Genomic DNA, 14667 nt, shown 5'->3' on the forward strand with positions numbered 1-14667 from the left:
TCAGGAGCATCTTTTGAATATCAGCCGCAATGATAACAGAACATATCAGCCCCTAACACTGGACAATGGTCTAAAAGTGCTCTTGGTGCAAGACCTTGAGTCAACAAAATCCGCGGCTTCTATGGCGATAAACGCTGGTCACTTTGACGATCCTCTTGATAGACAAGGGCTCGCTCACTTTTTAGAACATATGCTTTTTTTAGGTACCGATCTGTACCCAGAGTCAGGCGGGTTTTCTAATTTTGTTTCACAATCAGGTGGCAGTACCAACGCATGGACAGGCACTGAGCATTCTTGCTTTTTCTTTGATATCAATAACCAACAATTTTCAGAAGCTCTGGCTCAATTTAGTCGCTTTTTTATTGCGCCACTATTAAGCCCTAACGAAACTGCTAAAGAACGAAATGCGATTGATGCAGAGTTTAAATTAAAAATAAAAGACGATGGCCGTCGTATTTACCAAGCCCATAAAGAAACCGTTAATCCTGCTCACCCTTTTGCTAAGTTCTCGGTTGGTAACCAACAAACACTTGCAGATCGTGAAGGTTGTATTAGCGATGAATTACGTGCCTTTTTTGACCGCCACTACCAAGCACAATGGATGACTTTAGTCATTTGCAGTAACGAAGATATTGCCACGATGAGCGACTGGGTAAGCCAATATTTCAGCGCCATTAAAGGGCAGCAAAAAAGTAAGGCGATCATTGAGCAGCCTCTTTATCGCAAACAAGACTTAGGTAAAGTGCTGCATATTGAGCCACACAAGCATATGCAAAAGCTAATTATAAGTTTTGCAATGCCGAACATTGATGACTTTTATCGTCACAAAACGGTGAGTTTTATTGCTCACTTACTCGGCTATGAAGGCAAAGGGTCGCTGTATTCAATTTTGAAAGAGCAAGGTTGGATCAACGCGCTTTCTGCAGGTGGTGGTATCAATGGCAGTAATTTCAAAGACTTTAACATCAGCATGGCGTTGACAGATGAAGGTATTGAATACTATGAAGATATCGTCGAAATGGTATTTGAATATATCTGCTTAATTAACCAAAACTGCGATAAGTTGCCGCGTCTTTATCAAGATAAAAAGAACCTCTTGCAAATCGCCTTTGATAATCAAGAAAAAGCACGCTTAATTGATTGGGTAAGTAACTTAAGCATTAACATGCAGCATTATGATGAAGCTAACTATGTTCAGGGTGACTACCTTATGGAAGGCTTTAATCAATGTGCCCATGAAATTGCTATGCAGTGGCTTACGCCAGACAATATGCGCTTAGTGTTAATTCACCCAGGTGTCGAACCTGAGCATACGACAGCATGGTACAATACGCCTTATAAAATTGAGGATATTTCTCCTTGCTGGTTAGAAGCACTCGGCGAAATAAACACCCCCCTGCCTAAAATGTGCTTACCAAGCGCGAATCCTTACCTTAATAAAGAGGTTGAGTTGCTCCCCTTAGACGCGCCAACAAAAACACCAGAATTACTTGTAAAACAAGAAGGTTTTGATTTTTGGTTTAAGCAAGATGCAACCTTTCGTGTTGCAAAAGGGCATTTTTATTTAGCAATGGACTCTTCCTTTGCGATAAAAGATGTTAAGCATATGGCACTCACACGTTTGTTTGCCGACCTATTTATGGACAGTGTCGCTGAACAATTTTATCCAGCAGAACTGGCAGGCCTTAGTTATCATTTAACCTCTCACCAAGGCGGTTTGACCTTACATACTGCAGGCCTTTCATCGAGTCAGTTAGAGCTGGTTAATGAGTTACTTGAAGCACTCTTTAATGTTGAGATCTGCGCAAAACGCTTTGCAGAATATAAAAAGCAACTAGTTAGGCATTGGCGAAACAGCAATCAAAACAAACCTGTAGGTGAATTATTTAGCATCCTTGGTGCACAGATAATGCCTTGGAACCCAGAACCAAATGCGCTTGCACAAGCTTTAAAAGATACGAGTTTTCATCAATTTAATTCCTTTAGAGAAGAGTTTTTCAAAGCATTGCATGTAGAGTCTTTTTTGCATGGTAATTGGCAGCGCAGCGATGCATTGAAATTTCAAAAACAAATCGCTGAGCACCTCGCTGGCAGCAATACCATTATTGATTTAACCAGACCTCTATCTACTATTACGGATGTGTCGCAGCAGCGCTTTTGTTTAAATTGTAATGACCATGCGATGGTTCTTTATTACCAAGCTCAAACCGATGCGACTGAAGAAAAAGTAAAAATGATGTTGTTGAACCACCTCATCAATCAAGATTACTTCAACGAATTAAGAACCAAGCAACAGCTAGGTTATTTGGTAGGCGCAGGTTACGCACCTTTCAATACCCGCGCTGGTATCGCTTTTTATGTGCAATCCCCTAAACATAGCGCTGATGAAATTTTAAAACGTCATAAGCAGTTTATTGAAAATTATGTAACACAGATCTCACAAATCAGTGAGCAACAATGGCTTGATACAAAAGCAGGCTTAGTGACTCATATCGCAGAAAAAGACAAAAATTTGCGTCTTCGCTCACAGCGTTTATGGCTAGCCATAGGTAATCGCGACAGTGATTTTAACATGCAGCAGCAACTTTTAACTGCCCTAGAAGCATTAAGTCTGAGCGATATGCAGCAATATGTGAGAGAGATATTCAGCGATGAACGCCCAAGAATAGAACTTTTAAGCGAACCTAAGACTAAAAAGACAGCAAAAACCACCCTTTATTCGCATTCTCTTTGACTCATTCGTCAGCTTGGATTAAATTAACTGATGCGAATTAGGGTAATGCATTAATGACAAAAATAATAACAATGATTTCTGCTTTTCTAACAATAAGTATAGCGAGCGTTTTTAGCGCCGCTGCAAGCCCCATAGAACTTGAGCAAACAACTTTGCTGTTAATACCAAGTGGGGTGATGTTGTTATTATTGCCGTACCTATTATTTATAATTTTCAAGCTCAAACGCTCTCGCCATCAACTCCGTATCTCAGAACATCGACTAAAAAGTACTGTAGAGGGAAGCGGGGATACATTGTGGGATTGGAATATAAAAACAGGCGAAGTGCTACGTATTAACGACAAATACACCGCGAATACTAATAATACCAGCGCCTTCCCTCCTAATCGTGACCTTATCCATCCCCATGATGTTCACCAAGTAGAAAAAGCACTAAAAAAACATTTTGCAGAACACACTGCTTTTTTCGAAGCAAGTTACCGTATTAAAGATAATTTTGACCGTTGGCACTGGGTATTAGACCGCGGAAAAATTATAGAAAAAGACGCAAACTTACAGCCATTACGCATGACTGGCACCGTGCGGGATATTTCGCAACTAAAGTCCACTGAGGCACGCTTAAACTTATTTGCTAAATGTGTTGAGTCATTAACTGACGCGATTGCTATTTACGATAAAAACTTCAAATTAGTCGATTTAAACCCAAGCTTTTTAACCTTGTTTGGTGGCAGCCGCGAGCAATACCTAAAAAAAGACTTCATGCTTAATGGTTATGACCAAAGTTATGTAGATGAAGTTAAAGCAACGGTTAAAGCCACTGAACATTGGCAACAAGAAGTCAAACTGAGAAACGCCAAGCGACAGCTACTGCCCATTGAAATTTCAATTGATGAAATCAAAAATGAGCACAATCAAATTTGTAATTATGTGGTTGTATTCTCAGATCAAACTGAACGAAAAAAAGCCGAATCGCAACTTCATAATTTATCAAACCGTGACCGCACAACAGGCTTACCTAATCGAAATCTGTTCTTCACGAATTTAAAGAAGCTCGCTAAGCAAGATAACCATCATGCCCTGTTAGTTTTCGATTTAGATAACTTTAAAAAGATCAACGACTCACTTGGTCATCAACTTGGGGATAGCTTGCTGTCTAAGCTTGCGATGCGTTTGAATAAACTTACCCGCGAAAAAGACGTATTTTATCGCCTAGGTGGAGATGAGTTTGCGCTGGTCATGTCGGGTACCAACGACATACACACCATTACTCGTATGGCTAAGCTATTTTTAGCGGCGATAGCTACACCATTCAACATGGCAGGCCATGAGCTGGTGATCACATCGAGCGTCGGTATTGTGTTATTTCCTGAAGATGGTAATACCCCAGAGTTATTGCTTAAGAATGCCGATACAGCCATGTATCATGCCAAGAAAAAAGGGAATAGTTACCTATTTTTCAACGACACGATGAACCGCCAAGCCGTCAAAAGGCTACAAATCGAAAACTTGATGCGCTACGGCTTAAAAGAAGATCATTTTGAAGTCTATTATCAGCCGAAAATGAATATTCGCACTGGCAAACTAGATGGTATGGAAGCACTGGTTCGTTTTATTACTCCGAAAAAAGGCATTATAAGCCCGGGCGTATTTATCCCTATTGCAGAAGAAACCGGGCAAATCATCGAAATCGGCGAAGTGGTATTAAACAAAGCATGTCGTGATGTAAAAAACTGGATTGATCAAGGCTTATTTAACGGCCGAGTTGCGGTTAACTTATCAGCGAAACAATTCAGCTTGCCTGATTTGACCACTCGCATTGATGTAATTTTACAAAAAAATGAGCTGCCATCTTATTTCTTAGAACTTGAAATTACCGAAGGTACGGTAATGGATGACCCTAAAGAAGCGATAACAATTATGCGCTCACTAAGCGCTCGTGGTATTCACCTAGCAATGGATGACTTTGGTACGGGTTACTCATCATTGGCCTATTTAAAGCAATTTCCGCTTAACACCTTAAAAGTTGATAAAGCCTTTATTGATGATATGCAATCAGAGCGTGGTCGCAACATGGTCGACTCGATTGTGACCATTGCCCATAACCTTGATTTACATGTAGTTGCTGAAGGGGTTGAACAAGCTGATCAAGTGACAATGTTAGAACAATTAAAGTGCCAAACAATACAAGGTTATTTCTATTCTAAACCGTTATCACAGCCCGAATTTACAGAATTTTTAAAAAGCCAGCTCGATAAGTCTGCGCCAAGTTTATTAAGAAGCGTAGAAGCCTAAGGTCGCCAGCCACATGATTGGCGGCCGATATGACGAATAAAGGCACGTCGATAATGTACGTTAAACAAACACCACGCAATTGGGCCAAGCATTCCACCGAGAAGCATCCAACGCTTTACTGGCATCCCTTTAGACAACGACTCTAAATACATCACCAAAACAAACATACAGCTTAAAATAACAAATAGCACACAACACCTCATTAAAAATCAGCGGCAGTGTACATAATTCACACAGCTTTTGGAACTTCACACTTTATATAGTCTGCATAACGCGTGTTTATACAACGAACTTTTTATTATTTTTACTAAGTAAAGCAACAATTAATGTGTACTAAATAATTACAATTTACTAATATAGGAACAAACTAATACCAGTTCGCTTAATTAAGTGGTCTATTTTGAGGCAATAAAACCTCGTTGATAGCAAGGCAAAAATTTCGTTATTTAGTTGTTCTAAATCAGAAATTTTTAACGCAGATAGCGACAGGTTTAATCCCTCAAAATGATTAAGTATTATTGCGGATTGGTGTAATCAAGGAACTAACAAAAAAATGAGGATCCGTTGTGTCTGAAGAATCAACAAATGTATATGAAGCACCTGAAGCAGAGCTAACTCAAGCAAATACAAGTGGCAATAAACCTATTTTAAACTTTGAGCGCTTCTCCGCTTGGGGCGTATTCTTTTTGAGTCTTATCACATTAGGCATCTACGCCTTATACTGGCTAGTAAGCCGCGCAAACAAAGCAAACGCACTTGCTAAACATCAGGTAAATCAAAACTTAATTTATGGCTATGTTGCTATTTACGTAATCAACTTTGTTTTGGCATTCACCGATATTTCTGAAGCCTTGTCTGCTATTGCTTCTATTATTTCTTTAATTGTTGGTCTGGTATTCATTTTCTCGCTACGTACTTCACTTAAAGAGTTAATTAATGAAGGCAGCAATGAGCCGGTACATTTAAGTGGCATACTCACGTTTTTCTTTTATGCGATTTATTTCCAATACAAAATTAATGAGGCCATTGATAATCAAAAGTAATCGTTTCATAGGTTTCGTTAATTAATAAAAAAGGCATTGAATTCAATGCCTTTTTTATTAAAGCTTGGTATTCGGGTATTACAACGCCCCTGAGTGCTTCACATTCAAATAGGTATTAAGCACATGCGGTAACAGCTGCTCAGGGTTACAGTCTATGGCTATCACCCCTTGCTTTTTCAGCTTAGCCATATTGGCTTTATGTGAATTTAGTAGTGCTAATGCTGCACAGTAGCTGGTTGCATCTTCATACTTTTCTATAGGCTCTTCGAGCACTTCACTCACGGCTCGATTGTTAATATTGATAAGTGCCACTAAGTGATGTTTTTGCAATAGCTTTATTGCAGGCATTAACTCGTCAATACTTTGCTCATCTAGGGTGGTGACTAATAACACTAAAGAGCGTTTACTGCGCTTAGCAATTAACTGGTTTACAGCTACCAAATAGTCACTGCTGCTATTATCTGGGTATAAATCATAAAAATGATTCATCACCCGAGATACATTCTGCGCGCCTTTAACATCGGGTAACCAGCGTAGGTTTTGGTTAAAGCTCTGCATACTAAACCAATCACCTTGCTTTAAAACCGTGTGAGAAAGTAGCAATAATGCATTTAAAGCATGATCAAAGTGGCTGCCTTCATTGGCTTCTATGGCCATTTTTTTTGAGGCATCAAGCATAACTATTACATGCTGGTTTTGCTCTTCTTGATACTCTCGCGAAATTAATTTTCGGCGTTTACTTGTTGCCTGCCAATCTATCTGCCTGACGCTGTCACCTTGGCGATATTCGCGTAATTGCTGGAATTCAATACCATCACCGCGCTTTTTGGTGAGTTTTAACCCCGAAATAGGCTTATTCACGACCCCGTTTAAATGCTGTTTCGAGGTAACACGGCTAAAGTCTGGGTAAACCTTTAACTGAGTAGCTTGAGTTGCCAACCAATTTGCTTGCCAAAGGCCTAGTGGCGACCCTACCCTCAGCTCAATCGCACTAATTTGTGCATCCCCCCGCTTATGGGCGCGTATCATAAAGACCAGCTTTACCTGTTGCGTAGCGTCAATGAATAGGGTTTGCACTGGCTTTAACAATTCAATAGCGTTGCTTAAATGCACACTCACATCTAATTGCTTAGCATGTTTGGCATTATTTTTAATCAACACGTTTAAATCTTGGCGTCTGTATAACGCCATATTTAGGTTAGTTTCTGCGCTTACTTCGAGTAAAGGCGATGACTTAGCTGCCAAGCAATCAACAATTGCAACTAAAGCTGGCACCAATAACAAGGCGGTTAAAAGCATGCCATTGAACTGAGCAATAGCACACACAAGCATAAGCAACAGAATGAATGCTGTTAACACAACTAAACGTTTTGCTGGCCTAAGCTTGATACGGTTCATGAGCGTGGCGCTTCAACACTGGCTAAAATAGCACTGATCACTTCGTCAAACGAAACACCTTCCAGTTCTAAGTCCGCAGATAAAATTAAACGGTGCCTTAAAATATTTGGCGAGACTAGCTTCACATCATCTGGGGTAACAAAATCACGGCCATTCATCAATGCCATTACTTTTGCAGCTTTAATGATATTAATTGAGGCACGTAGCCCTGCACCGTGCAGCACACCTTGCCAAGTTCGTGAGCTACGAACTATATCAACGGCATAATTAAGAATTTGCTCGTCTACTAAAATATCCGCACAAAGCTGTTTAATTTCAGCAATACGCTTGGCATCTAGTACCGCTGGAAGCTGCTCCACTTTGCTTTCATTAGAAACTATTTGTGTATTCAGTTTTAAAAGCTCAACTTCCGATTCATGAGAAGGAAAACCAAGCTCTACTTTCATCATAAAGCGGTCTAATTCGGCCTCTGGTAATGGGTAAGTCCCTTCTTGATCTAGTGGGTTTTGAGTGGCTAATACCATAAACGGGGAGTTTATTAATAACGATTCACCATCAATAGTGATTTGTTGTTCTTGCATCACTTCAAGTAAGGCTGATTGCGTTTTTGCTGGCGCACGATTAATTTCATCAGCAAGTAAGATATTAGTAAAGGCAGGGCCTTTTTTGATATTAAACTCACCTGACTTCATATCATACAAGCTATGCCCTACTACATCCGAAGGCATTAAGTCTGGGGTAAATTGTACACGTGAGAAATTTACACTTAAGCTTTTAGCTAAAGCTCTAACAAGTAATGTTTTACCAAGTCCAGGAACCCCTTCAAGCAGTACATGGCCACCAGCAAAAAGAACAGTAAGCACATCTTCTACAATGGCATCTTGACCGACTAACACACGCGAAATGTTATGCTTTACTTGTTTTACTGCATCAGCTGCCTCAACTAAGCTCATGCGATTAGTGTCTAATTCCGTGCTCATAAGGCATTCCTTAACTGTTTAAATCGTTTTATATAATTTGTTCTTTGTGTTTTTGAGTCAGGTAACTTGCTAGCTAGTAACTGCGCTACCTGTTGTTTTTCAAAATGGGTTAAATTAGCAATACTCTGCGCCTGTTTTTCTGCACTTAGCATTTTAAAGTTTGGTACACGCGCTTCTACCTTGCTGTAAAAGTCTTTCTTGAGTGCGGCAAATAATACGGCTTCATGGCCGTGCTCAGAGTAAAAATTAGCGAGTGCACGAATATGCTGATTAAAACTGGTTTTAGCTTCAAAATCAGGGGCGTATGCTCGGCCAATACGGCTCGTAATATGCCACACTGCAAGCACAATTAATAACACTAGAGTCACTACAAATTGCCAGCTCCAGTGCCAAAGCTTTGCAAGCCAATTAGGGTAAGTCAGGTATGGAACATAGCTAATACTCTTAGCGCCTTTACTTAACCAAAGTAATAGACTGCCATGGTCGAGGTGGCGCAAACGATAGTTAGTAAAAGGTAATAACGATGGCATCACAACTACTCTGCCTTGACCAAAGGCAAAATCACACATTAGGGTTTTGCCCTCAGAAGTATTTGTACTTACACCAGGGCAGTTTTCGATGTAAAAGGCACGGCTTAATTCGAGTTCGAGCTCAGTATTTTCATCAATAGACAACACACTGTTTTTATCTCCCTCTTTGCGCATCGCAAAATCATACTCAAAGACATCTTCTTGACTTAGCACATTGATGCCAAGCTGCCCAAAGAACACTGAATTATCAATTGCTAGCTCTTCGCGCTGCCTATTTAATACATAAATTAAACGCCCGCCATCAGCGACCCAATCAGCAAGCTGAGTATCAAGCAGATAAGAGTCAGCAAGTACGGCTTCATCTAAAATTAAAATGCTTTTTGGATCTATCGCAAGCTCTTCACTTTGTGCTTGTTCAGCCAAGTGTTTATCTTTGATCCAACTTATTCCATTGGCCTTTAAAAGACGTTGGGCCATGGTGAAGTTATCTTTGGCAACATCTGAATGAAACCCTATTTCAACTTCTCTTTTTTCCCAATCTAATGAGGCCAGTGAGGCAACAATAAACACGGTAAACAAGACTAATAGAGCAATTAGCACAACCTTAAGCTTCATGGGCTTGCTCCTGAGTATTTGCTGTCATTGCTGTAATTTGTGCAGTTAACTCTACAAAATTGATATCAGGGGTTTTATGACCCCAAGCAACCGCGACCCATGCAGAAAATAAGCGGGCAAATATCGCTTGCCCTTGATTTGGCACCTTTGCATCAATTGCACGTTTACATTCGCGTTCAGTCATTGAACGGTGCAGGCGCACTTGGTGATGCTGCTGAGCCCAACTCAGGGTATGATGAAGCAAATACGCTAACGCTAAGCGATGCTCACCTTGCTCAAAGCATTGCTGTGCAGCAGCTATTAAATCTGCTGGTAAATCTTTACTTTTAATCTCTGCAAATAAGGTTGGGATCACTGACTCTTCAGTTACTTTTGTGCGCTCAGGTAAGCTTAAGTTGGCAAAAAAACCTCGTTTTTTAATCAAGTAATAAACGAGCCAAACCAGTAATAATCCAACTAACAGCCAAACTAATACACCAAACCCATTGCCTATCGCTGTAAACAGGTCGATAAGCCATGACCAATCACTGTGTGATGAACTCTCTGTAGGCTCTAAATTTGGCACCCAGGTGGTTTCTGTTTCGATGACATTAGGCTCATTATAGAGTGCGGTGACTTGCTCTTTTATCGCTTGCTTATCGATTTGCTCAGCATAACTAGTTGATGGTTGTAGGGTAAACATTGTTAGCATAAATAGCCCTACAGCACTGAGTAAGCCTGCGAGGCGGGTACGAATGTTTTTAAATGCCAGCTCAATGTCCCAACCTTCAAGCTCTACACGGCGGTGTAAATAAGCAAGAAATCCACCACTAACAAATAAAGGTGCAACCAACGAAATACTAATTATGTAGATAAGGTTAAAAGCTATCTCTAGCCACTCTGGAGATTCAAAAATTTGGTACATAGCCTCTTCGGCAGAAAACGATTGGGGGATTAATGCGATAGTCAGTGCCGATATCCCCATCAACAAAATGTATTCAAAATGCACACAAAACAGCATCCATAGTGTTTGCTTAGGTTTCGTTGAGGCAAACAATACTTGCTTACGCTTGGTTTTTCGCTCACCTGAAAGTCGTTCTAGTTGCTCAACTGGCGCTAAAAATGCACGATTTGGGCTAAGCCTATATATCGTTAGATGAGCGACCATGTCGGTCATTTTTAACTGTTTCACTGACCTTAAGCTATGACTAATACTTAGCGGCTGATTAAACACCGCTTTTGACATGTAATCGAGTAATGGCCGCTCAAATAGAGGCTTGAGCCACCAGATAACAAAAGCACTTATTCCCCAATTAAACAGTAGGCCAATCATTAAAAACACCGGGACAGCCATTATTAAATACATAGCTACCAATGCTACAAAGTGTTGCTTAACCAGTAATACCGTTAAATCAAAGGTTTCATAGGCGCTGCGCTTACGAGGGTTAAAGCTTAGGTGATTAAGCTCCATAACGCATGCCCTTATATAAGCGAAAAATCACATAAGCCCAACAGCCTGCGCCAACAACATACTTAATTTCATTGGCAATATCACGAGGTGACCAAAATGCTTCAATAAAAGCGGCTATCACCAACATTAAAAACGCCCCAACAATCAGTGGGAGTGCTTTTTGAGCAGCCTGTTTCATCGCATATGCACGGGTAAACTGGCCGGGATTTAAAAGCCCGTAACCAATCTGACAGCCTGCCGCTGAGGCAATGATGATAGCGGTTAACTCAAACGAGCCATGGGTGATAACAAATGAGAAAAACGGCCCTTCAAAACCAACATTAACAATATGAGCGGCAATAGCCCCAAAATAAAAGCTATTGAATAATAAGAAAAAGGCAGCGCCTACACAGAACAACACACCGCCTGCAAACATCTGAAATGCAATACCAATATTATTGTAAATGTAGACCCCGAACATCATGAGATCTTGTGATGCGCCTCGCTCAGCCGATTGTACGCTACCACTGGGGTTATACATTTGTTCGATATTAAGGACGGTGCCTTGCCCTAAAAATGTATAGACGGCATCAGGGTCAAGTGTCACCCAAATAAAAGCAATAAGAGCCAATCCCCAAAATGCCAATAAGTTAATACCAAGCATTAAACGGTTTTCATATAGGGCGCGAGGAAATGCTGTGCGTGCTACGTGCCATAATTCAGAAAATTGATTACTACGCGATAAATAAAGTCGCTTTTGCCCTAACTGCACGAGTCTATTGATTTGCTCAATCAACACGGGGCTGTATTGACGACTTTGCGCAATGGCTAAGTCATTACACACTTTTCGATACAAATTAGGAAAGTGAATAGGTAAAGTCTCTGTACTTTTTTGTTCACACAAAGTCTTAAATTCATCCCAGCGTTCACTATTCGACTTTACAAATTGAGTTTGTTTCATGGTTTACCCTCTTGCGGTGGGTAATCTGTATTATCATTGACTTGTCCAGCATAATGGCGCGCATAACTGAGCAATTGCCACTCAATATTGTTTTCATCTGTCGCAAATGACTCTGCGAGAATACGCGCTAGTTCGTGGCGCCTAGCATCAGATAACTCGTCATGACGCTCAGCAAAAGCCAGCACTGCAAGTTGCTCTTCGGTAGTTAAACTTACTGTAGGTACATGCACTTGGCCTTTCGACAGCTCTGGTCGCGCTTCTAACTCGTCTTCATAAATAACCATAGTTCCAGCAGCCCAATCACCAATTCGCTTGAAACGGTTGTTAAACAACATAACCACAAGACCCAAGAAATAGCCTATCGGTAACATATCTGCGGGGCGTAATAAGTTGCGCACCACTATTTGCGAAAAGCTCGCGGGTAAGCCATTATCTTGCACAACACGAATTTTAAGTCTTTTTTTACCGGGTGTTTGGCCATTCTCCATTTCATAAAGAATGTTGTACCCCCAAGAAATTACAAAGTAAGCAATTAAAATAAGCCCTTGCCCTGCATCACCTAAAAATGCCAAAACGCTGCTCACAGCAATTAAAACAAGGCCTCGGATAATAAAATCAATAAGGTAAGCGTAGCTTCGGGCAACAACGCCAGCAGGAGTTATGGCGATATCAACGCCTTCGGGAAGTTTTATATATTCTCTGTTTTCCAATCCGTGGTTTAACATTAATCTACAACTAGCATTATTATTGTTTTCGTAAGCTCTTAATGATGCGGCTTTTCTGTCCCTTTTTCAATGCCTTTGTAGGAGCAAACTTTTATTCTGTCGCTTAATAAAACACTGAAATACTATTTTTTGACACAAAAAAACCGGCAAAAAGCCGGTTTCTATCAGTGAGTGCCATTATTTCTCAGCACGGCCCATAAATTTATGTTCAACCGTGTTGATACGAATTCGGTCGCCTGTAGAAATATGCTCAGGAACTTGAATCGTTAAACCCGTAGTTAAACGTGCAGGCTTTGAACGTGCACTAGCAGAAGCACCTTTAATTGAAGGGTCTGTTTCTTCAACAACAAGTTCAACGCTTGATGGTAAGTCTAGGCCAACCGGAGCACCATCAATTACAATTACGTGAAGACCCTGAGTTTCTTCATTCACGAATAAAATTTCTTCGCTAATCGCTTCTTTGTTTAAGTTATATGGCGTGTAATCTTCATTATCCATGAAAACATACTCTTCACCGTCAATGTAAGAGAACATTGCTTCACGGCGAGTTAAGTCAGCTAGCTTTAGCATGTCGCTGTCTTTGAATGTTTCATCCACTTTACCGCCTGTTACTACATCGTATAAACGCATGCGGTATAAGCTACCACCTGCACGACCTTGCGGTACAGAACGTTGAATATCTTTAACTACTAAAACACGGCCGTTATGCTCAATAGCGGCGCCTTTTTTAACTTCACTTGCCTTAGGCATGGGTGTATTCCTATCGTTTTTTGATGACAGGAATTTACCACGTAATAGCGTTTGTTCAATAAAAATTTATAGTTTTAAATCACATCTGTGATTTATCCTATTTTTCAGCAAATTATGGCAATAGTTGTCTCCAAACTACGAAAAAGCTGCTATGTTTATAACTACGAAAAATGACTTCAAGGATTGGATCATGAATCAACACGCAGTACACGAATATTTAATGAACAAGCCATTGGTGATGATCACACAACCATTTGGCCAAGATGTCGATGTTTATAAAGTTAATCATAAAATGTTTGCCACCCTCGCAGAGGGCAAAGAAGGTCAAACAGATGATGAAGGCAACCTTGTATGGTGGCTTAATCTAAAGTGCGACCCTGATGAGGCTCAAGCATTACGTGATATTTTCCCGTCTGTGATCCCGGGTTATCATATGAACAAACGTTTATGGAATACGGTTATTTTAGATGGCACCGTACCACAAGGAGAAATTGAACGAATGATCGATAATTCGTTTAATTTAGTGGTTGCGAATATGCCAGAAAAAGACAGAAAAGCGATTGAGCTTCATCTGTAAAAGTTTTGCACTGATCACACTCTGTGATCAGTGCAGCTTAAATGATAATGATGATCGGCATACAAAATACCACCAATTGCATAGGCGTCAGGTTGCTTTTCAATCAGCTGAAAGCCACACTTCTCAAGTACTTTTTCTGAACCGATATTACCTTCGGTAACAACCGCTTTAAATTCACGTACAGCATGTTCTGATGCGGCATAATCGAGCACCGCTTGCAAAGACTCAGTGGCATAGCCTCGACCATGAAAGTTAGGCAACAGCAAATAACCAACTTCTTGTATCTCAGGGACAGTTGATGAGGTAAACCCAGTCACGCCAACTTCTTTTCCTGTGCTGGTTTCAACAATCACTAAACACAGTGGTGTATTCGAATTTGGCTGCCAAGGCTTTAAACGTTCATTAAACTTAGCGCGTAGCTGCGCTTCTGACGGCTTATCAAAGCATTTCGCTATTACTTGGGCATCATTATGCAAAGTATAAAACAATGGCCAGTCATCGGCATTTAACAGCCGTAATGTTAATCGCTCAGTGGTGAGAGTCATGGTGATTAATCAATTAGTAAATAAACCTAGTTATAACAAACCGACATGGCGAGTTAAATACCACTTATGGCCAATATCGAAGCAAAAAG

The 14667-nt window shown here is 40.5% G+C and carries 13 protein-coding genes; 4 read left to right on the plus strand and 9 right to left on the minus strand.

Features of this window, described 5'->3' with window-relative positions:
• Positions 1 to 13: 13 nt before the first annotated feature.
• Positions 14 to 2734 carry an insulinase family protein gene (locus tag QL229_RS02670; RefSeq protein WP_281546451.1) on the plus strand — a complete coding sequence of 907 codons (2721 nt, stop codon included), beginning with the start codon at positions 14 to 16 and terminating at the stop codon, positions 2732 to 2734.
• Between the two features lie 53 nt (positions 2735 to 2787).
• Positions 2788 to 5025 (plus strand): EAL domain-containing protein, encoded by a 2238-nt coding sequence (locus QL229_RS02675; RefSeq protein ID WP_135923928.1) that lies wholly within the window; start codon positions 2788 to 2790, stop codon positions 5023 to 5025.
• Here QL229_RS02675 and QL229_RS02680 read toward each other — a convergent pair.
• The gene (locus QL229_RS02680; RefSeq protein ID WP_135923927.1) at positions 5022 to 5216 is read right to left on the minus strand and encodes a hypothetical protein; all 195 of its coding nucleotides are present in this window, start codon (positions 5214 to 5216) and stop codon (positions 5022 to 5024) included. The genes QL229_RS02675 and QL229_RS02680 overlap by 4 nt on opposite strands.
• Positions 5217 to 5591: 375 nt before the next feature.
• Here QL229_RS02680 and QL229_RS02685 point away from each other — a divergent pair, with 375 nt between their 5' ends.
• Positions 5592 to 6068 (plus strand): DUF4234 domain-containing protein, encoded by a 477-nt coding sequence (locus QL229_RS02685; protein WP_199527869.1) that lies wholly within the window; start codon positions 5592 to 5594, stop codon positions 6066 to 6068.
• A gap of 78 nt (positions 6069 to 6146) precedes the next feature.
• On the opposite strand, the gene QL229_RS02690 is transcribed toward QL229_RS02685, so the two are convergent.
• The 7 genes from QL229_RS02690 to yeiP form a co-directional block, all read right to left on the minus strand.
• Positions 6147 to 7466: a DUF58 domain-containing protein gene (locus QL229_RS02690; protein WP_281546452.1), complete on the minus strand. Its 1320-nt coding sequence runs from the start codon at positions 7464 to 7466 to the stop codon at positions 6147 to 6149.
• Complete coding sequence (locus QL229_RS02695) at positions 7463 to 8446, minus strand: MoxR family ATPase (protein ID WP_138557453.1); 984 nt, start codon at positions 8444 to 8446, stop codon at positions 7463 to 7465. Before QL229_RS02695 ends, QL229_RS02690 begins: the two co-directional genes overlap by 4 nt.
• Complete coding sequence (locus QL229_RS02700) at positions 8443 to 9591, minus strand: hypothetical protein (RefSeq protein ID WP_253038079.1); 1149 nt, start codon at positions 9589 to 9591, stop codon at positions 8443 to 8445. Before QL229_RS02700 ends, QL229_RS02695 begins: the two co-directional genes overlap by 4 nt.
• The gene (locus QL229_RS02705) at positions 9581 to 11041 is read right to left on the minus strand and encodes a hypothetical protein (protein WP_281546453.1); all 1461 of its coding nucleotides are present in this window, start codon (positions 11039 to 11041) and stop codon (positions 9581 to 9583) included. The genes QL229_RS02700 and QL229_RS02705 overlap by 11 nt, the downstream gene beginning before the upstream one ends.
• Complete coding sequence (locus QL229_RS02710; RefSeq protein WP_138557450.1) at positions 11031 to 11981, minus strand: stage II sporulation protein M; 951 nt, start codon at positions 11979 to 11981, stop codon at positions 11031 to 11033. The genes QL229_RS02705 and QL229_RS02710 overlap by 11 nt, the downstream gene beginning before the upstream one ends.
• Positions 11978 to 12706, minus strand: a complete 729-nt coding sequence (locus tag QL229_RS02715) for an RDD family protein (RefSeq protein ID WP_135923920.1) — start codon at positions 12704 to 12706, stop codon at positions 11978 to 11980. The genes QL229_RS02710 and QL229_RS02715 overlap by 4 nt, the downstream gene beginning before the upstream one ends.
• A 177-nt stretch (positions 12707 to 12883) precedes the next feature.
• Entirely contained in the window at positions 12884 to 13456 is a 573-nt protein-coding gene (yeiP, locus tag QL229_RS02720; RefSeq protein WP_135923919.1) for an elongation factor P-like protein YeiP, read from the minus strand.
• 190 nt (positions 13457 to 13646) lie between these two features.
• Between yeiP and QL229_RS02725 the strand changes: the two genes are divergently transcribed.
• Positions 13647 to 14033 (plus strand): MmcQ/YjbR family DNA-binding protein, encoded by a 387-nt coding sequence (locus QL229_RS02725; RefSeq protein WP_135923918.1) that lies wholly within the window; start codon positions 13647 to 13649, stop codon positions 14031 to 14033.
• A gap of 14 nt (positions 14034 to 14047) precedes the next feature.
• On the opposite strand, the gene QL229_RS02730 is transcribed toward QL229_RS02725, so the two are convergent.
• The gene (locus QL229_RS02730; protein ID WP_138557449.1) at positions 14048 to 14578 is read right to left on the minus strand and encodes a GNAT family N-acetyltransferase; all 531 of its coding nucleotides are present in this window, start codon (positions 14576 to 14578) and stop codon (positions 14048 to 14050) included.
• Between the last annotated feature and the right edge of the window lie 89 nt (positions 14579 to 14667).

Source organism: Pseudoalteromonas sp. PAR1 (assembly GCF_947311895.1).
GTDB classification, from domain to species: Bacteria; Pseudomonadota; Gammaproteobacteria; order Enterobacterales; family Alteromonadaceae; genus Pseudoalteromonas; species Pseudoalteromonas lipolytica_C.

Coding starts and splice junctions, on each gene's coding strand:
- QL229_RS02675 (WP_135923928.1), top strand. CDS start 2,788: ATGACAAAAATAATAACAATGATTTCTGCTTTTCTAACAATAAGTATA.
- QL229_RS02690 (WP_281546452.1), bottom strand. CDS start 7,466: ATGAACCGTATCAAGCTTAGGCCAGCAAAACGTTTAGTTGTGTTAACA.
- QL229_RS02695 (WP_138557453.1), bottom strand. CDS start 8,446: ATGAGCACGGAATTAGACACTAATCGCATGAGCTTAGTTGAGGCAGCT.
- QL229_RS02700 (WP_253038079.1), bottom strand. CDS start 9,591: ATGAAGCTTAAGGTTGTGCTAATTGCTCTATTAGTCTTGTTTACCGTG.
- QL229_RS02705 (WP_281546453.1), bottom strand. CDS start 11,041: ATGGAGCTTAATCACCTAAGCTTTAACCCTCGTAAGCGCAGCGCCTAT.
- QL229_RS02710 (WP_138557450.1), bottom strand. CDS start 11,981: ATGAAACAAACTCAATTTGTAAAGTCGAATAGTGAACGCTGGGATGAA.
- QL229_RS02715 (WP_135923920.1), bottom strand. CDS start 12,706: ATGTTAAACCACGGATTGGAAAACAGAGAATATATAAAACTTCCCGAA.
- yeiP (WP_135923919.1), bottom strand. CDS start 13,456: ATGCCTAAGGCAAGTGAAGTTAAAAAAGGCGCCGCTATTGAGCATAAC.
- QL229_RS02725 (WP_135923918.1), top strand. CDS start 13,647: ATGAATCAACACGCAGTACACGAATATTTAATGAACAAGCCATTGGTG.
- QL229_RS02730 (WP_138557449.1), bottom strand. CDS start 14,578: ATGACTCTCACCACTGAGCGATTAACATTACGGCTGTTAAATGCCGAT.